The 19,424-nt window shown below is 33.9% G+C and carries 12 protein-coding genes; 6 read left to right on the forward strand and 6 right to left on the reverse strand.

Going from position 1 to position 19,424, the window contains the following annotated elements; translation table 11 throughout:
• Positions 1 to 261: 261 nt before the first annotated feature.
• The 5 genes from OA93_RS15775 to OA93_RS15795 all read right to left on the reverse strand — a co-directional run bounded on the left by OA93_RS15775 (position 262) and on the right by OA93_RS15795 (position 8,841).
• The gene (locus OA93_RS15775; protein ID WP_039114356.1) at positions 262 to 3,192 is read right to left on the reverse strand and encodes a triple tyrosine motif-containing protein; all 2,931 of its coding nucleotides are present in this window, start codon (positions 3,190 to 3,192) and stop codon (positions 262 to 264) included.
• A gap of 555 nt (positions 3,193 to 3,747) precedes the next feature.
• Complete coding sequence (locus OA93_RS15780; RefSeq protein WP_039114358.1) at positions 3,748 to 5,082, reverse strand: anaerobic C4-dicarboxylate transporter family protein; 1,335 nt, start codon at positions 5,080 to 5,082, stop codon at positions 3,748 to 3,750.
• Positions 5,079 to 6,488 (reverse strand): aspartate ammonia-lyase, encoded by a 1,410-nt coding sequence (aspA, locus tag OA93_RS15785; protein ID WP_039114359.1) that lies wholly within the window; start codon positions 6,486 to 6,488, stop codon positions 5,079 to 5,081. Before aspA ends, OA93_RS15780 begins: the two co-directional genes overlap by 4 nt.
• Positions 6,489 to 6,517: 29 nt before the next feature.
• Positions 6,518 to 7,567 carry an asparaginase gene (locus OA93_RS15790; protein ID WP_039114361.1) on the reverse strand — a complete coding sequence of 350 codons (1,050 nt, stop codon included), beginning with the start codon at positions 7,565 to 7,567 and terminating at the stop codon, positions 6,518 to 6,520.
• A 32-nt stretch (positions 7,568 to 7,599) separates the two neighbouring features.
• The gene (locus OA93_RS15795; RefSeq protein WP_131474489.1) at positions 7,600 to 8,841 is read right to left on the reverse strand and encodes a DcaP family trimeric outer membrane transporter; all 1,242 of its coding nucleotides are present in this window, start codon (positions 8,839 to 8,841) and stop codon (positions 7,600 to 7,602) included.
• A 617-nt stretch (positions 8,842 to 9,458) separates the two neighbouring features.
• Between OA93_RS15795 and OA93_RS15800 the strand changes: the two genes are divergently transcribed.
• The 4 genes from OA93_RS15800 (at position 9,459) to OA93_RS15815 (ending at position 15,555) form a co-directional block, all read left to right on the forward strand.
• Positions 9,459 to 10,115, forward strand: coding sequence for a succinate dehydrogenase cytochrome b subunit (locus tag OA93_RS15800; protein WP_039114364.1), 657 nt, complete (start codon positions 9,459 to 9,461; stop codon positions 10,113 to 10,115).
• A 1-nt stretch (position 10,116) separates the two neighbouring features.
• Positions 10,117 to 12,033, forward strand: coding sequence for a fumarate reductase/succinate dehydrogenase flavoprotein subunit (locus tag OA93_RS15805; protein ID WP_039114366.1), 1,917 nt, complete (start codon positions 10,117 to 10,119; stop codon positions 12,031 to 12,033).
• A gap of 15 nt (positions 12,034 to 12,048) precedes the next feature.
• Positions 12,049 to 12,795, forward strand: a complete 747-nt coding sequence (locus OA93_RS15810) for a succinate dehydrogenase/fumarate reductase iron-sulfur subunit (protein WP_039114368.1) — start codon at positions 12,049 to 12,051, stop codon at positions 12,793 to 12,795.
• Between the two features lie 378 nt (positions 12,796 to 13,173).
• The gene (locus OA93_RS15815; protein ID WP_240474741.1) at positions 13,174 to 15,555 is read left to right on the forward strand and encodes a mechanosensitive ion channel domain-containing protein; all 2,382 of its coding nucleotides are present in this window, start codon (positions 13,174 to 13,176) and stop codon (positions 15,553 to 15,555) included.
• 33 nt (positions 15,556 to 15,588) lie between these two features.
• Here OA93_RS15815 and OA93_RS15820 read toward each other — a convergent pair whose 3' ends face one another.
• Positions 15,589 to 16,455, reverse strand: coding sequence for an AraC family transcriptional regulator (locus OA93_RS15820; RefSeq protein ID WP_039114369.1), 867 nt, complete (start codon positions 16,453 to 16,455; stop codon positions 15,589 to 15,591).
• A 163-nt stretch (positions 16,456 to 16,618) separates the two neighbouring features.
• On the opposite strand from OA93_RS15820, the gene OA93_RS15825 reads away from it, so the two are divergent.
• Together OA93_RS15825 and OA93_RS15830 are read left to right on the forward strand one after the other, a co-directional pair.
• Positions 16,619 to 17,539, forward strand: coding sequence for a dihydrodipicolinate synthase family protein (locus tag OA93_RS15825; protein ID WP_039114372.1), 921 nt, complete (start codon positions 16,619 to 16,621; stop codon positions 17,537 to 17,539).
• 300 nt (positions 17,540 to 17,839) lie between these two features.
• Complete coding sequence (locus OA93_RS15830; protein WP_039114375.1) at positions 17,840 to 19,423, forward strand: aldehyde dehydrogenase (NADP(+)); 1,584 nt, start codon at positions 17,840 to 17,842, stop codon at positions 19,421 to 19,423.
• The last annotated feature ends 1 nt before the right edge of the window (position 19,424 follow it).

The raw sequence follows: 19,424 nt of genomic DNA on the forward strand, positions 1-19,424 counted from the left end.
TTGACCGTAATTAATTTTAAAATCCGTTTAATCTGTGGCAAAATTAACCGCAAAGGGCACAAAGGTTTACGCAAAGTTCGCAAAGAATTAGAATCTGTTTAATCCTTTAATCTGTGGCAAAAAGGAACACGGATTAAACGGATTTTCTATCTATTATTTTTAAAAATCCGTTTTTAATCCGCGTCTTTACTTTTGTAAATCCGTATCATCCGCGTCCCTATCCGTGTTCATTTATAGACAATTTAAGATTGCAGTTAAGCTTTAAAAGTTGAGTATAAACTCCGTAATATTTGCTTCAGATGAAAGTTGGAGTTTCTTACGGATACGATATCTAGTATCTTCTACCCCTCTAACCGAGATGCCTAAAAGTGGTGCTATTTCTTTGGTATTGAAATTCATACGCAAATAAGCACATAATCGCATATCGCGGGGCGTTAATTCGGGATAACTTGCTTTTAAGCGTTGGATAAAATTATCGTGAAGCTGATTAAAAATTTCTTCAAACTCATTCCAATGTTTATCTCCTTGCAATTCATGATCAATTATTCGGTTGATTTTGGTTAAGAAACCCAAATTTATAGCGGAATCATTCTTTTTATCAATTTGATTAATAAGTTCCTTTATAGATAATAAAATTTCATTAAGATGTATTAAATTGACTGTATTTGAAGCTACTTTGGCATTCTTGAGATTAATTGTAGCTTCTAAGTTTTCACGAATCACATTCATGTTTTCTTGTTCTAATAACAGTTTTTGCTCATTAAATGCTGCTTGGTTTAGCAATAGTTCTTTTTCCTGATCTAGAATTAATTGTTGACGCTTACGTTCTGCTAATTTTTTTTGATATTTAATAATTACATAGATTAGAGTTCCAAAAAGGAATAAATACGTGATATAAGCCCAACTCGTTCTGTACCAAGGCGGCAGAATTTCGAATTTAAAAACAGCTTCTTCGCTTACTACATCATATATATTCTTGGCTCTTACATGAAAAGTGTATTCGTTTTCGGGTAGATTAGTGTATTCTTTTTCTGTTTGTGGTCCCCAATCAGACCATTTTGGTTCAAAACCTTCTAGCCAATATTCGTATTTTGTACCATCGGCATCATCATACCAAAGTGCAGCAAACGAAAAATGAAGTGCATTTTTAGAATAAGGCAAAACTGGATAAAATTTATCATTTATAGTTGTTTCCTTTGCCGAAAGAACATCGTATCTGCATGAATATAATAGACTGTCTTTTGGAAAAACACTTTTTACTTCGGATATAACTGCTTTGTATTTTAAACCATAGCTTTTATTTTTAATACTATTATAATGAATCAATCCGTCTTGAGTGCCAAAAAATACATCTCCTTCTTGAGTAGTTTGTATGTTTTCGAAGCCAGGAATATATAAATACCTCAATTTCCTAAAAGGCAATTCTTCTATAGAAAAACCTCCGTCTTTTTTCTGATTGATTCTTCCTGTATTATCTCCCGAAACATACCAAATAGCGCTTTTATTGTCGGATTTAAGCAATCTGATGTGATTATTCATACCCAAATACTTTTTAAAAACAGCATCCGGAACCATTCGTTTTGTAGAGGGATCTTGCTTGTAAACCCCTTTTGTAGTACCAAAAAGGATTTGATTATTTAACTTGACGGTATTCAAAAATATACTCGACGGAAAACCGTCTTTCTTGTCATAAAAATGCATGCTTGCAATACTATCAAACGTATTATTCAATCTTATTTTAAAGATTCCCTTGTATCCATGTGCTATCCAAATATTATCTTCTTTATCAATTGTAATTACTCTGCTACTTTCTTTAAAGCCTTTAATTTTAAACTGATATACCCAAGATTGATTTGCCTTTTTTAATAAATATAATCCCGAATATCCTCCAACTAGTAACAAATCGGGATGATTTGGCATAACTACACCTTGCCATGCTCCATCTGTTTTTGCAACTAATTTTGCTGCACTTCCGTTTATCTCGAATATTCCGTTTTTTTCGAAAGCCAAAAGTACATTATCAAAAACACCAATGTTCCATACCGTTTCAGACATTCCTGCCACACGCTGAAAATGTATATTTCCGTGTTGCCCAAGTTTGTATTTCTCCCAATCCAACCAAAACAATCCATTATCCGTTCCTATATATAACTTGTTTTGGTAAATCTGACTGCAATATATTTTGGTTTCGAAGTTTGTGGTATCCAGAATTCTTGATAATGGCGAAGAAATTTGAATAAGCGCAATCCCATCTTTAAGTGTTACCCACAAATTACCAGCTGCATCGAGTTTAAGATTGGTAACATACTCATTTTGCAAACCCATTTGCTTATTGATATGCTGAATTAAGTGTCCGTTTTTATCAATAATAATGAGCCCATTTTCTCGTGTTCCAATAGCATAATATCCATCTGGAAGGAGAATGCCAACAGAAACTTGATTTTGTTTTAAAAGATAATCTGCTTCGGTTTTTAAAGGGTTTAATTGATTGTTTTTATAAATAAAAAAACCGTCTTTTTGAGTTAATACTGTTAGGTTATTTTCGGTTCCGAATAGCTTCAGGATTTTCATTCCTGCAAATTTAGAACCGCCATCAATAGAAATCAACTGATCATCTTTTACTTTAAGTAATCCTTTCTTATTATCTAATGCATAAAGATTAGTGCTAATTTTAAAAAACTCATCAAAACTCGTAGTAGCTTTTATAACTTGAATTTTATTATTCTTATAAATAAAAAGAGCTTCGTACGAGAAAAAAATTACTTCATCATTATAAACAATAGTATGCCATACATCACTAAAATTTCTGGATGAAACTGGAAGTAATTTAACTAAAGATGTATAATCGTATTGACCATTTGACTGTTTGGTTACAAACCCAAAATCGCCTTGTGCACCTATAAAAATTTTATCGTTTTTATCTATCGCGAGGGAGCGAACCATACTCTTGTTTTCTGGCTGCGTAATTATCCCCCATCTTACTCCATCAAATTGTAATAAACCAAAATGATTGGCAAAATACATCATTCCTTGAGAGTCTTGTAAAACATCCCAATTCTCAGAAGCTGCTTTATAGGTTTTAGGACTATAATTTGTTATAAAAGGAACACCTATTTTCTTAATTTGAGCGTTAAGTACGAAGGTTACAAATAAAATAGAGGTACATAAAAATCTAATTCTAAATTTGATCATTTTGTTTTATACAGTAGGTTATTTTTGGTGCTTTTTACGGCGACAATCCTAAAAAAACTTCTGGGGCAAGAAATTCTTTTAAACAAAAAAAACGTTTTTAGTATTATTCAAAAAGCACTAAAAATTAGTATTTCGAATTAATTAAAAACGAATATATAAAATCAAATATATAAAAAAATATTTTATAGTAAAGATGTAATAGATTGCTAATTTGAATTTTAGCAGCTGCTTCCTGTAGTAATGGTAGCAGTAATACTTCAAGTAAAAAAAAGATTCCACAATACTCAAAATTAATCTGTTCATTGTAATTAGTTTTGACACATAGGTAGATTCAACATTAAAAAGGTGCAAGTATTCTTTCACGCAGATTTCAAAAAATTTAAGCTGATATATGCAAATTCATTTACTAAAAAACCTGCTCTAATCTGTACTATCTGCGTGAAAAAAATCTTTTGCTAATTTTAAATTCTTAATCGAAACTTTATAGGTTTAAAATTAGTAATGATTTGCTTTTCTTGCATTATGAAACAAGAAAAACAAATCATTAATTAAGTACTATAAAAACATGCTTAATAAAAAACCTGAAGCGATAGTTACAGCAATGGTAACAAGTCCGGGAAGCATAAAACTGTGATTAACAACATATTTTCCTATACGAGTTGTGCCTGTACGATCAAAATCCATGGCTGCGACTAATGTAGGATAACCCGGTAATATAAAGTCGGCATTTACAGCTGGAAACATCGCTATAAGATGTGGCTGACCAATTCCTAAAGACAATCCTATTGGCATCATAATTTTTGTTGTAGCAGCCTGGCTAAAAGTCAATGCTCCCATAATAATCAAGGCAAAGGTAAAAGTAAAAGGATACTCTGATGTTATATCTCTAAAAGTGCTTTCTATTAAAGCATTATTTGCTCCCATAAAAGTTGCGCTCATCCATACTACACCTAACACTGATACAATTGCAGTAGCCATTGATGTAAACAAACTCATTTTTGCTACCAACACTGGAGGTGTTTTGGTAATTATCATTATCAATGCCGAAGCCGATAATGTTATCATGATTATTAATCCTGTAAGGTTAATTGCTCCATCTGCTCCTACTGCAAATCCTGCAGTTCCTTCTCCAACATTTGGAATAAATTGCGGAAATGCTCCAAAAAATATGATGAGTAATATGGCACTACCAAAAATAAATACTGCTGTTTTTGCACCTGGTTTTAACTCTCTATTTGTTTCGGATGTTTTGTTTATACTCTCAGCAAATTCAGGATCTTTCATTTTTTCGATAAACTCTGGATCATCATTAAGTTCCTTTCCTTTTTTCCATACCGAAATAACACCAGCTATAATACCTATCATACAAGCAGGAATACATACTTTCATTATATCTACAACTGCTGTAGAATAAGCTAGTATTGCTGCCAATGAAGCCGTTGCTGCACTCATTGGGCTACCCGTAAGTGCCATGTGTGATGCGATAACAGATATACTCAACGGTCGTTCTGGTCGTATTCTTTTCTTGGCTGATACTTCGGCTATAATAGGAAGTAGTGAATATACTATATGCGCTGTTCCTGCAAATAGACATAAGAAGTAAACTGTAAATGGCGCTATAAAAGTTATATACTTCGGATTACGTCTAATAATCATCTCGGCAATACTCACCAAATAATCCAAACCTCCAGCTGCCTGTAATGTGGCAGCTGTGGTTACAATGGCTAAAATGATAAGAAGTACCGCTATAGGCGGATCAGCAGGGCGCATATGAAAAAACAAGACAAAAATAAGCAGTCCTATCATTCCCATAACTCCTAAACCTATCCCTTTAAGTCTTGACCCTATAAGGATCATGGCCATAAGTATAGCGAACTGTACTAATATCATGAAGTGATGAATTTAGGATTAATAAGGTTTTCTATCGAATAAATCTCATCCCATTTGTCTTGCGTAATGAGCTTTCTTTCGTTTACTACAATATCGTGTATCGATTTACCTGTTTTAAGTGCTTCTTTGGCAATACTTGAAGAAGCTTCGTATCCTAAAATTGGGTTAAGTTGTGTAACAATACCAATACTATTCATTACTAAATCTTTTGCATGTTCAGCATTTGCCGTGATACCTACAATACATTTATCTTTTAAGGTATTACAAGCTTTAGTAAGATACTCTAATGATGTAAACAAGGCAAACCCAATTACTGGCTCCATTACATTTAATTGCAATTGTCCTGCTTCTGCTGCCATTGTAACCGTTAAATCGGCACCAATAACATAAAAACAAGTTTGGTTTACTACTTCGGGTATTACAGGATTTACTTTTCCTGGCATAATCGAAGATCCTGGCTGAAGCGCTGGTAAATTAATCTCATTAAATCCACAACGAGGTCCGCTACTTAATAAACGAAGGTCATTACAAACTTTACTCAATTTAATTGCACTTCTTTTTAAAGTTCCACTTACTTCTACAAAAGCACTTGGGTCGTAAGTAGCTTCAAATAAATCGCCTGCAAGTGTAACAGGAACTCCACTTACTTCGGCAAGGTATTTTACACAAAGTTCAGGGTAACCTTCTGGAGCATTTACTTTACTACCAATGGCAGTTGCTCCCATATTTACCTCTGTAATCAATCTTTCTGATTGGCGTAAACGAATTACATCTTCGCCTATTGTTGTTGCAAAAGCATTAAATTCTTGTCCTAATGTCATTGGTACAGCATCTTGTAATTGCGTACGCCCCATTTTAATAACATTAGCAAACTCTTTTCCTTTCTGAAAAAATGCATCTTGCAGTTGCGCTAAGGCTTCTGTAAAATACTCTATTTTAAGATAAATTGCGATTCTAAAAGCCGATGGATAGGCATCATTTGTACTTTGCGAAAGGTTTACGTCATTATTAGGATGAAGGTATTGATACTCTCCTTTTTTATGTCCCATATATTCCAATCCTAAGTTGGCAATTACCTCATTAGCATTCATATTGGTAGATGTACCTGCTCCTCCTTGAATAAGATCACTTATAAACTGGTCTGCAAATTCTCCTGCAATTAATCTATCACAAGCATAAATAATAGCTTCAGCCTTTTTTGCATCTAATACACCAAGATCTCTGTTGGCCATTGCTGCAGCTTTTTTTACATGACCAAAAGCCTTAATAAATAAAGGTTCTGATCCAATAGGAATTCCTGTTATATCAAAATTTTCTTTGGCACGTACTGTCTGTACTCCATAATAACAATTGTTTGGTATTTCTTTTTCTCCAAGAAAATCATGTTCTGTACGAAAGTTACTCATAATGTAATGTGTTAAATTATTAAAGGAAATTAAAAACGGAAGAAATAATCTTGCAGTTCTTTTTTGTTTTTTGATTTTGTAAGTCCAAGCATCAATAATATTCTTGCTTTTTGCGGACTAAGATTATCTGATACTACTGTACCAAGTTCATTGTCATTTGTTTCTCCATCAAGCACTACTCTGCCTTCTAGACAACGGCTTGAGCGACAAACTGCTATATTTGCTTTAGTCGCTTTTTTTATAGCTTCGGTAAAAGCTTTAGAGAAATTTCCGTTTCCAACACCAGCTATTACAATACCTTTTACTTTTTGTTTTACTAAATAATCTATATATTCTGGAGAGGCATCGGCATACATATATACAATTTCTACTTTAGGTAATTTTGTGTTTTTATTTACTTCAAAAGGTCCTTCTTTTGCTGTTTCTCTTACCGATGATTTGTAATATTCTACACGACCATCATATACTTCTCCAAGCGGACCAGAATCTGGTGATCTAAAAGCATTTACTTTTGTTGTACTAGTTTTAGTAACTTCTCTGGAATCGTAGATAGATTCATTAAAAGATACTAATACACCACGCCCTTTACTTTTAGGATCTGCAGCGACAGTAATAGCATCAAAAAGATTTTTAGGTCCATCTGCACTTATAGCTGTTGCCGGACGCATTGATCCTGTAATTACAACCGGTAATTCATGCGGTAAAACTAAATCAAGAAAATAGGCTGTTTCTTCCTGAGTATCGGTACCATGCGTTATAACAACACCATCTGCCTCGTTTTTACTAAATATTTCATTAATACGTACTGCAAGTTTTTTCCATATTTCAATACTCATATCCTGACTACCTACAGAAGATATTTGTTCTCCGCTAATATCTGCAATAGCGTTTATACTCGGAATACTTCCTATAAGATCAGCTACAGGAATTTTACCCGCAGTATATCCAGCTCTATCCGAAGATTTTCCTTCGCCTGCTATAGTTCCACCCGTGGCAAGAATTATGATTCTGGGCTTTTGTTGTCCAAAGGCCAAAGATGTTGCAATACACAACAAAAATACAAGTACTAATTTTTTCATTTTTTAAAATATTTATTTGGTTAATCCTGATATTAGAAATTAAATAGCATCCCAAAATTGATGCGAACGGCGTTAGCTCCTTGTGTACTTCCATCGGCATATTGCAATTGTTTGTACCCTATTTGTGGTTCAAGTGCAATTGTTAGAAAATCAAAGAAGTCATACGATGCGTTAAGCGTAAACTGATAATTTGTCATTCGGTCCCAACCTGCTAGTGTGCCTGCTCCATCATAAAAATGATTGTAAGAAGCCATAACCATCGAGTGAAACTTTTTATTAAAGAAACGTTCGTACGAAATAAAACCAGCATGTACAGGTAATAGATCTAGTTTTCCTGAAAAATCTGATCTGGCAAAACCATCAAGACCTGATCCTCCTACAGCTAGAAAATAATCACTAATTCCCTTACCGATTGTCCATTGTGCTTGTAGATTATTTACTAAACCTGATTTTTTTCTAAAAAATATACTTGTCATGGCAGTAACACCACCACCACTTTGAGAATCAAATTCAAACTCTGTTTTTCCTGCTGCAATATCCTCAGAGTCATAAGCAATACTGCGATAAAGACCTGATAATTTCATGAAACCTCCGTTATCAAAAGCATATCGTATACCAGCCACAGCATCGGGAGCTCTAGAGGGAGCATAATCTACACCATGAGTTGGACTTAACGTATAATCATACAAACGGCGCGGCTCCATATACTCTGCCGAAAGCATAAAAGAAGTATGTCCATTTTCTTTAAAAAGACCTGTGTAACGCACTTGAATCCTACGAGAAAGTACCATACCAGTAGGTCCATCCCAATCTAGTAATGGTGAAGGCCATAAGGATGAATCTCCAAAATTTGACCACGTTTGTCCTACTGTCCAATGATCATACTGAACATAAGCATGACGCAGCCTAAACTGAGACGTATTATTAGCACCTTCAAAATCTGCTTCTAACATTGATTTTAATTCTTTACCATTATTTAATTGTATCGTGCTAACAAAACGCAATTGCGACTGTCTCATATCCATACTAAAAGAAGGTATATCTAAACCCGAAACATCATTATTATGAATAAGAAACGAACTATTACCACTAAGGCTTCCCTTAATATCATAAATACCATTTAATTTAAGTCTTCCTATAAGTCTGGCTGTAACTTTGGGCTTTCCATTTAAAGTATCTTTAGACTCTACAGCCATTAATTGGGCATTTAATAAATTGCTCAATAACATACAGGAACAAAAAAGAACCAATAGTAAAAGTTTGTTTTGTTTCATAATTTATATAAATAAGGGGGGATAATAACGAAGTTTAATTATTTTCTTTTTGGGAATAGTTTATATAATTACTCCATTACAGATGTATTAACAACGGTATAGGATAAATTAGAATTTCTATCTAGATAAACTATTAGAAAATTGCATTGTGGTATTGTAGACGGGCCTAAAAAATTTAATCCATTCTAATCGGATTAGGCTTATTGCTATAACAAAGCTTGTATTAAAACACAATAATATCAGTCGGCTAAAAAGTATCTTTTTCATACAATTCCTAAGATTAGATTTAGTATACAAAATCGTTGATACAAACAAATATAAAAATAAATACCGCAAAATCTTACAAAAAATAATTTGTTTGTTCTTAAATATTTGCCTATTACATAATAACAGGGGTGCTTATTTTTTAATACTTCATTATTAATAGAATATTATGGCTAAATATTAAAGAATAAACAATGTTTAATTTTTAGGCATTTTTTTTCAGAAAAATATGATATTGATTATTTACACCCATTCCATTTTACGTTTTTAATTAAAAGATTCAATCTAAAATTAAATGAATTATAGTAAATTAGGATTCCCTTAATATTAAGTCTTAAAAAATCTTGCAAATAATGAAATCTACTACTTTAAAAAACAAGATGATTATCGCAGCTACAGGCCTTTTCTTATGCTTTTTTCTTGTGATACATCTGCTTGGTAACTTACAACTTTTTTTACCCGAAGATCAGGCAAGAGAACAATTCAATTGGTACTCTAAATTATTGTCAGGCAATATGTTTATAAAAATTATTTCCTGGGTTTTGTATTTATCCTTAATCGGACATGCAATTTATGCAATAATTGTTACTATAAAAAATAATACTGCAAGTAAACAAAACTACCATTATGACAAAAGAAATTTTGCCAGCGCATGGAATAGTCGAAACATGGGCATATTAGGTACCATCCTACTCCTATTTCTTATCATACATTTTAAGGATTTTTGGTATGTATATAAATTTACTAACCTGCCTGTAGATGCAGCAGGAAATAAGGATTTATATGAAATTGTTGTACAATCGTATTCGCAACTATGGTATGTAATAATTTATGAGGTATCATTTATAGCATTAGGTTTCCACCTATTACATGGTTTTTTTAGTGCCTCGAGAACAATGGGACTTTATCATCCTAAATATGTAAAAGTTGTAAAAGTATTTGGATGGGGATATACCCTAATTATCACAGGAGGTTTCATGGCAATTCCCCTTTATATTTATTTAAAATAGTATGAAAATGAGAGATTCAAAAATACCAGATGGCCCACTTGCTGATAAATGGAATAATTATAAAGCCAAAGCAAAACTTGTAAATCCTGCTAACAGAAAAAAACTTACTGTTATAGTGGTAGGAACAGGACTTGCAGGATCTTCTTGTGCGGCATCACTTGCTGAACAAGGATATAACATTAAATCATTTTGTTTTCAGGATTCGCCCAGAAGAGCACATTCAGTCGCTGCACAAGGTGGTGTAAATGCTGTTAAGAATTATAAAAACGATGGCGACAGCGTGTATAGAATGTTTTACGATACTATAAAAGGTGGAGATTTTAGATCTCGCGAAGCCAACGTGTATAGATTAGCCGAATGTTCAGCTAGTTTAATCGACCAATCGGTTGCTCAAGGTGTTCCTTTTGCAAGAGAATATGGAGGTTACTTAAACAATAGATCCTTTGGAGGTGTACAGGTTTCCAGAACCTTTTATGCCCGAGGACAAACAGGACAGCAACTTTTGCTTGGAGCGTATCAATCACTTCTTCGTCAAGTAAACACAGGTAAAGTTACCATGCATACGCGTCACGAAATGCTCGAATTGGTTTTGATAGATGGCAAAGCCAAAGGAATTATAGCGCGTAATCTAGAAACTGGAGCCATAGAACGTCATGCTGCCGATGCCGTAGTACTTGCAACAGGTGGTTATGGTAAGGTATATTATCTTTCTACACTTGCTATGGGTTGTAATAGTTCGGCAATATGGCGAGCACACAAAAAAGGGGCTTATATGGCAGGCGTAAGTTGGATTCAGTTCCATCCTACTTGTCTTCCTCAACATGGAGAAAATCAGTCGAAGCTTACTCTTATGTCAGAATCATTGCGAAATGACGGTCGCATCTGGGTTCCTAAAAAAGCGGGAGACGATAGAATTCCTAATGCTATCCCTGAAGAAGAAAGAGATTATTATCTGGAACGTCGATATCCTGCCTTTGGTAACCTTGCTCCTAGAGATATTTCTTCTCGAGCTGCCAAAGAACGAATTGACTCTGGTCATGGTGCCGGACCAATGAAGAATGCTGTTTATTTGGATTTTTCGGATGCTATCGCTGTACAAGGCAAGAAAAATATCGAAGCCAAATACAGCAACCTTTTTGCTATGTATGAAAAAATTAACGGAATCGATGCTTATAAGGAACCAATGCTTATCTCTCCAGCAGCGCATTTTACGATGGGCGGACTTTGGGTAGATTATGAACTTATGACTACAATTCCTGGATTGTTTGCCCTTGGTGAAGCCAACTTTGCAGATCATGGCGCAAATAGACTTGGTGCAAATTCTCTGCTTCAGGCTTGTGTTGATGGCTATTTTATTGCTCCCTACACTATTCCTAATTATTTGTCTGGCGAACTAAATGCTTCCCGAATTAGTACCGACCATCCCGCTTTTGCGGAAGCAGAAAAAACGGTTAGAGATCAATTAAACCAATTCTTACATAGCAAAGGAAATCTTTCAACCGATTATTTCCATAAAACCATAGGACGATTATTGTATGAAAAATGCGGATTATCCAGAAGTAAACAGAATCTTGAAGAAGCAATTGTAGCCATAAAATCTTTGAAAGCTTCTTTTGAAAAAGACTTACTAATAACTGGTGATGATACATTAAATAGTGAATTAGAAAAAGCCGGACGTGTAGCCGATTATATAGAATTAGCTGAGCTTATGTGTTACGATGCATTACAAAGAGAGGAATCTTGCGGAGCGCATTTTAGAGAAGAATACCAAAGTAACGAAGGAGAAGCAGTACGAAATGATGCCGATTTTTGTTATGTGTCGGCTTGGGAATGGAAAGGAGAATCAAATCCTCCTGAACTACACAAAGAGTCTTTAGTATTTGAATCAGTAGAACTTGCAGTACGTAGCTACAAATAATTAAAACTAAAAGAGATGAAATTATATCTAAAAATATGGCGCCAATTAAATGCCAATTCTAAAGGAGAAATGGTAGATTATGAAATAGATGGCGTAACCGAACATATGTCTTTCTTAGAAATGCTCGATCTTTTAAACGAATCACTTATCCAACTACGGGAACGCGTTATAGAATTTGACCATGATTGTAGAGAAGGTATTTGCGGACAATGCGGCGTTATGATTAATGGTAGAGCACATGGCCCATTAAAACATACTACAACTTGCCAACTCCATATGCGAAGTTTTAAAGATGGCGACACTATATATATTGAACCATTTAGAGCAACAGCTTTTCCTGTAGTTCGGGATTTAAAAATTGACCGAACTGCATTTGATTCTATTATTACTGCCGGTGGTTATATCGGAGCTTCAACTGGTCAGGCGCCCGAGGCAAATAGTATTCCTATATCCTACGAAACCGTCGAAGCATCCTTTGATGCGGCGGCTTGTATAGGTTGTGGTGCTTGTGTTGCGACTTGCAAGAATTCTAGCGCAGCATTATTTGTTGGTGCCAAAATAACTCACTTAGCATTACTCCCACAAGGAAAAATTGAAGCATCAAAAAGGGTTTTGACAATGGTAAACCAAATGGATTCTGAAGGTTTTGGAGCTTGTTCTAACACCGAAGCATGCGAAGTAGAATGTCCGCAAGGTATATCGGTACTTTCTATTGCCAAAATGAACTACGAGTATAATAAAGCATTGGTAATGAAGAAATAATTTTCATATTGTTTGTTTTTTCTTCACTTCAAAAAATATAGTTGTCCAATACAACCTTTGTCAAAGTTTTAAAACTTTGACAAAGGTCTATACCAAGAATCTTAAATTCTATCCTATTTCAACCATAGCCCGCGGTTTCAACCGTGCGGTACAGATTGCGATTGTCCTTTGCATTCCAACGGTTGAAACCGTTGGCTATGGTTATAAGATGTTGTTTGTGGATGCGATCCGTTATCCAGCTATTTTTACACAACTCACTTAAATGAACTTACATTACTTATATGGTTTAAAGATATAAGCATGATTCCTTTTGACCCAAACAAAACTTAAAATTTGGATTTTGTAAGCATATTTTTCTAAATTTGACGTCTTAAATACATGATTTATATTATGCGTCATAACAGAAATTTTATTTGTCTTTTATCCTTACTAACGATACTGTTCTTCTCACCGTTTGCTTACTCACAAGCCACAACAACGGCTACTCCAGATACTGCTAAAACACAAGGTAGTGGGAAATTATTTGAAGATTCGACCAAGACCGATAGTGACTATCTTATGGCTATCGAAAAAGCTGGTGAGGTTTTGCAATCTGCTTATAATGACGCTGTTTTTGAAGGAAGTACATTTCATCTGTTTGCTGAAATAGATAGAACTCAAAATAAACTAGATCTTATTCTGGCTAATTTAAAAGGAGCTAATCCAAATGTGCGAAATCAGCAAATGTATCGTATTGTATTAGAAGAAATTCGTCAGGAATTAGACGAACAAAATACTGCCATTAATTTACGCAACAAAAACCTTGATAAAATCAAAGGTCGATTTGCTGACTTACGCAAAGACAAAGCGCTAATTACACTATTAAAAGACACCATACTTCGCAAGCAATTTAAGAGCGAATTTTTAAATCTTAAAAAGACTTATTTAAGTACAGATAGCCTCATGAACCACAATCTAGAGGTTCTTAATACCAAAAACAGACTAACGGTACAAAGAAAAATAGCTGTTTCGAGTGCATTATTAACTGTAGAAAAAAAGCTTGAAAAATCTGGAATAAGTATTCTTGGCAGAGAATATCCTTTTATATGGAATACTAGCGATACGATTGCCAAAAAAGACATATCGCAGAATATTAAAGCAAAAGTAGCTATAGAGAATAGCGTGGTATCGTACTATTTAAATTATAGTATCGGCGGATTAATCACTCTTACATTTTTTATGGGATTATTAGCTTGGTACATTTCTCGCAATCTTAAATACCTAAAAAATAACAATCACTTTGAGAACCTTACATTACTAAATTTTAAATACTTAAATAGTGGTATTATTATTCCAGTAATTGTAATTGGGCTTAATATTGCCATCGTGAGTAATTTATATGCTCCCGCCCTATTTATAGAATCATTACAGTTGATACTGCTTGTGGTGCTTACTTTTCTATTTAAAAATCATTGGTCTAAAGAATCAATGCGAAACTTATTTCTATTAGTAGGATTGTTTTCTGCGCTTTGTTTCCTGGATTTATTTATCGGGGTTGGCTTGTTCCAACGTTGCGCTTTTATCCTAATTAATGTCTTCGGAATACGTTATGGATTGGTTCAGCTTAAGAGTATTAAGGATCAATTATACATAAAGGGATTCTTTAAATGGGCAAGTATAATATTCATAGGTTTAAATAGTTTAGCTATTGTTTTTAATATTTACGGTAGAGTTTCTCTCTCAAATATGTTAAGCCTTACTGCCTTTATTGCAATTACTCAAATTATTGCACTTAGCGTACTATTAAAAATAATTCTAGAAATAATTCTTTTACAAATATATACGACAAGAATCAAACGCGGAATCGAAACCATTTTTGATCATGAGAGTTTATCAGATAATCTAAAAAGACCTTTTATAATAATAATCAGTTATATGTGGTTGGTGGTGATTGCATCCAATTTAAACATTTGGGAATCGCTACGTGCATCATTTACATCACTATTAACCCACCCAAATACTATTGGTAGTATCACATTTACCTTGGGTAATATCGTTTTGTTTTTTATTATAATCTGGATGGCTCACCTTCTGCAAAAATACGTTGCTTACTTTTTTGGTGAAGTCGATGATGAGAATGAAGAAAATGTAAACAAACGCCAACATTCTAAATTATTAATAACACGTCTTGTGGTATTAATTGGAGGTTATTTATTGGCTGTAGCCGCATCAGGAATGCCGCTGGACAAACTAAGCATTTTATTAGGTGCCTTAGGAGTTGGTGTTGGACTTGGTTTGCAAAACATTGTAAGCAACTTTGTGTCGGGTATTATTTTGATTTTTGATAAACCAATACAAATTGGAGATGTAATCGAAATTAGCTCACAATCGGGTCGCGTAAAAGCAATGGGACTTCGTACAACCAAAATTAATGCTCCAAACGGTGCCGAAATAATAATTCCAAATGGTAATTTATTATCTCAAAATATTACTAACTGGACTTATACTGATAACTTTAAACTAGTCGAAATTTCCTTTGATGTTGAAGGCGACATTGTTCCAGATGATATTAATTTAATTGTACTTGAAGCACTTGAAACTCAAACATTGATAAACAATTCCAGAACTCCACAAATTTATTATACCGCCATATCTGATGGTAATTATAAATTACTAGTGAAATTCTGGTGCAGTATTTATCGCACCGAAGAAACTATTAGTAGTGCACGCCAAGTATTGTTTAGTAATTTTAAAGCTAAAGGTTTAAAATTTTCAACATAAAAAACACTTAAAAAATGGATTTTAAAATCATAGCTATGCTTTTTCTTTCCATTTTAACATTTGAGATTTGCGGTATGCAAGGGGAGAAATTCCTTTTATTTCTTTAAATTTTCTATTGAAATTAGAAATATTATTAAACCCACATAATTCTGAAACTTCTAGTACAGATAACTCTTGTGATCTAGATAATAACTTCCCTGCCCGCTCAATCCGGATTTCTATCAGGAACTGAAAAAATGTCTTGTTGGTCCGGACTTTAAAGTATTTGCAAAAAGCATTTTTAGTCATATTTGATAATGCAGCGATTTCCTCCAGAGTAATATTCTTCTGAAAATTAGTCATAACGTACTCAAAAACCGTTTGCATTCGCTTTCCTTCATTATCTGTAATTTTCTTATCATATATATAACTAGAAAGTGGTGTCTTATTCTCTTGAGATAACTTCTTAGTTATTTCAAGAAAAAGAATAAAACGATCAAATTCATTTACCTTTTTTATTTTTTTAAATGCCTTAACAACTTTATTTGAAGGATTGTTAACCACAAAACCATTCTTACTGTTTTCCCAAAATGGCTGAATGTCTTTTAAAGCAGGAAGCGTAAAAAAATCTTTCCCAAAAGAGTTAGTCGTAAAAAACAATGTTAGCATTACCGAAAGCTCGTTGGTATTATTTTCACTTCTAAATACATGTGGTAAATTACTACCAATAACCACAACATCTCCTTTTTGATATGGAGAAATTGTGTCGCCTACAAAAATGGTTCCTTCGCCATTCTCGATATAGCTTATTTGTATTTCTTCGTGTTGGTGCAATTTATCATAAAAAACAAATTCTACGTCTTCTTGATAAATGAGCGAATCTTCTTTAGTTTTTGGAATCTTAAATGGAAATACTTTCATAACGGATTAATTATATTCTATAAATATAAAAAAATGTATACATATTAAGTAATAATTTTAAAAATTAGTATAAAATCGGATAATATAGTATCTTTTTGTGATAACTTACCTAATTACATATTTGCAGGTTATAAATATTTTTGAAAAAATTAAAATCGTAATTATGAGTATTCAATGGAAAGGCGTTATGCCAGCAGTTACAACAAAGTTTACTGCCGATGACAAGTTAGACTTCGACATGTTTGGAGTAAATGTAAGAGCTCAGCTCGAGGCAGGTGTTTCTGGGATTATCCTGGGAGGTACACTTGGAGAAGCAAGCACTTTATTAGAGGATGAAAAAAAAGAATTAATCAAAGAGACTATTAATATAGTTAACGGGCAAGTACCGGTGATTATGAATATAGCCGAGCAAACTACTCGGGCTGCGATTCAAGCTGCTAATAAAGCAGAAGAAAATGGTGCAAAAGGATTAATGTTATTACCTCCTATGCGTTACAATGCAGCAAGTCATGAAACAGTTACTTATTTCTCTGAAGTGGCAAAAAGTACTTCACTTCCTATCATGATTTACAACAATCCTATTGATTACAAAATTGATGTATCATTGGATATGTTTGAAGAAATTTTGAAATTTGATAATATTCAGGCAGTAAAAGAATCTACAAGAGATATATCTAATGTTACTCGAATTATAAACCGTTTTAAAGGTCGTTTAAAAGTATTATCTGGTGTTGATACATTAGCATTAGAAAGTATTTTTATGGGTTCTGACGGATGGGTTTCTGGTTTAGTTGATGCGTTTCCAGCTGAGACTGTCGCTATTTTTAAATTAGCAAAAGCTGGTAGAGCCGAAGAAGCATTGGCTATTTACAGATGGTTCTTGCCTTTGTTAGAACTAGACATTAACCCACTATTAGTACAAAATATAAAACTGGCAGAAGTTGCTACTGGTCTGGGAACAGAATTTGTTCGTGCACCAAGATTACCACTTCATGGAGCAGAAAGAGAAAGAGTTTTGGCAATCATTGCAGAAGCATTGCGTACAAGACCAACTCTTCCAGATTATAAATCCATAGTACTATAAAGCATACATTACCCGTTGAGGTAGACTATATTTTAACACGTAAAAACCTATTCGTTAAAATTGATTTGTAATTATATTATGTAAATGCAAATAAGTAAAACTTGTAGTACAATACGTCAAAATTAATTTTTACAAAATCCTCCCCAACGGAGTTAACAATAATATTCTTTTTTAAGTTTAGTTAGATTTGTTTTTAGTTTGGTTTGTTTTTGAGCTGGTTATTAGAGTAGATAGCCAGCTCATAAAACATAATATTTTTTAAGCAAGTCTGGATTTAATTATAATCTTAATACATAAAAAATGATTACAGGAAAAAATTATATAGGAAGCAAGCTTAAAGCTGATGGAACAAAAACCTATAAAACAATAAACCCACAGTTAAACATAGAAAATCCCTGGACATTTACAGAAGCTACTCCAGAGGAAATTGATGAAGCTGTAGCATTAGCAAATGATGCTTTTAAAGTTTATAGAAATTGTCCAGCTCAAAAAAAGGCAGATTTTCTGAATGCAATTGCTGAAGAAATCCTTGCCCTTGGCGATGAATTATTAGAGGTGTATTGTACAGAATCTGGTTTCCCAAAAGGCAGAGCCGAAGGAGAACGAGGTCGTACAATTTTTCAGTTACGCTCATTTGCAAATATGCTTGCTGAAGGAAGCTGGGTTGAAGCAACAATAGATACTGCAATTCCAGACAGACAGCCTTTACCAAAAGATGATTTACGTAAAATGTTAGTTCCATTAGGACCAGTTGTTGTTTTTGGATCTAGTAACTTTCCGTTTGCATTTTCTACAGCAGGTGGCGATACAGCATCGGCATTGGCAGCAGGTTGTCCAGTAATTGTAAAGAGCCACTCTATGCATATAGGAACTGGCGAAATGGTTGCCTCGGCAGTTATAAAAGCAGCCAAAAAACACAATATGCCCGAAGGTATTTTCTCAAACCTAATTGGTAGTGGTGTAACACTTGGAGCAACTTTAGTAAAACATCCACTTGTAAAAGCGGTAGGGTTTACAGGAAGTATTAATGGCGGTAGAGCTTTATTTAATTTAGCATCGCAACGTCCGGAGCCTATCCCTGTATTTGCAGAAATGGGAAGTATTAATCCTGTGGTTATTTTGCCAGAGGCTTTAGAAAAAAATAGTAATAAATGGGCAACTGCCTATGCAAATTCTATTACCTTAGGAACAGGTCAGTTTTGTACTAATCCAGGATTGTTATTAGGAATAAAAGGAGAGAAATTAAATCAATTTATGGAGCAATTAGCCGAAGAAATTGAAAAAATTGCACCTTCATGTATGTTGCATCCATCTATTAAAGACGACTTTAATAATGGTAGAGAAAAAATAAAATCTCAAAATGGAGTAAGTACTATTGCGGAATATAAAGGTGAAATATCTCCTAACTATGCGCCACAAACTATACTTACAGTAAATGGTAAAACATTTCTGGAGAATGCTACATTAAGTCATGAAGTATTTGGTCCATTTTCTATTGTGGTACAATGCGAAAATGATGAGGAATTAGAAAGAATTATTAATAAATTAGACGGACAGTTAACAGGTACTATACTTGCAGAACCAAAAGAGATAGCTAATTCTAATACTATTATTGATGCCTTACAAAGCAGAGTTGGAAGATTAATTTTTAATGGCGTACCTACAGGAGTCGAAGTTTGTGCTTCGATGATTCATGGTGGTCCCTATCCTGCTTCATCGGATTCAAGATTTACAGCCGTAGGAATCCATGCCGTTAAACGTTGGGTAAGACCATTTAGTTATCAAAATTGGCCAGACGAATTACTACCGAGCGCATTACAGAACCTAAATCCCTTAAAAATTACAAGAACCGTAAATGATATAATAACCAAGAAATCTATTTAGT

Source organism: Flavobacterium sp. KMS (assembly GCF_000813005.1).
Classification (GTDB): Bacteria; Bacteroidota; Bacteroidia; order Flavobacteriales; family Flavobacteriaceae; genus Flavobacterium.

Excerpts from the sequence above, each read along its gene's own strand:
- OA93_RS15825 (WP_039114372.1), top strand. The coding sequence starts at position 16,619 with ATGAGTATTCAATGGAAAGGCGTTATGCCAGCAGTTACAACAAAGTTT.
- OA93_RS15800 (WP_039114364.1), top strand. The coding sequence starts at position 9,459 with ATGAAATCTACTACTTTAAAAAACAAGATGATTATCGCAGCTACAGGC.
- OA93_RS15775 (WP_039114356.1), bottom strand. The coding sequence starts at position 3,192 with ATGATCAAATTTAGAATTAGATTTTTATGTACCTCTATTTTATTTGTA.
- OA93_RS15805 (WP_039114366.1), top strand. The coding sequence starts at position 10,117 with ATGAAAATGAGAGATTCAAAAATACCAGATGGCCCACTTGCTGATAAA.
- OA93_RS15830 (WP_039114375.1), top strand. The coding sequence starts at position 17,840 with ATGATTACAGGAAAAAATTATATAGGAAGCAAGCTTAAAGCTGATGGA.
- OA93_RS15780 (WP_039114358.1), bottom strand. The coding sequence starts at position 5,082 with ATGATATTAGTACAGTTCGCTATACTTATGGCCATGATCCTTATAGGG.
- aspA (WP_039114359.1), bottom strand. The coding sequence starts at position 6,488 with ATGAGTAACTTTCGTACAGAACATGATTTTCTTGGAGAAAAAGAAATA.
- OA93_RS15815 (WP_240474741.1), top strand. The coding sequence starts at position 13,174 with ATGATTTATATTATGCGTCATAACAGAAATTTTATTTGTCTTTTATCC.
- OA93_RS15820 (WP_039114369.1), bottom strand. The coding sequence starts at position 16,455 with ATGAAAGTATTTCCATTTAAGATTCCAAAAACTAAAGAAGATTCGCTC.
- OA93_RS15795 (WP_131474489.1), bottom strand. The coding sequence starts at position 8,841 with ATGAAACAAAACAAACTTTTACTATTGGTTCTTTTTTGTTCCTGTATG.
- OA93_RS15790 (WP_039114361.1), bottom strand. The coding sequence starts at position 7,567 with ATGAAAAAATTAGTACTTGTATTTTTGTTGTGTATTGCAACATCTTTG.
- OA93_RS15810 (WP_039114368.1), top strand. The coding sequence starts at position 12,049 with ATGAAATTATATCTAAAAATATGGCGCCAATTAAATGCCAATTCTAAA.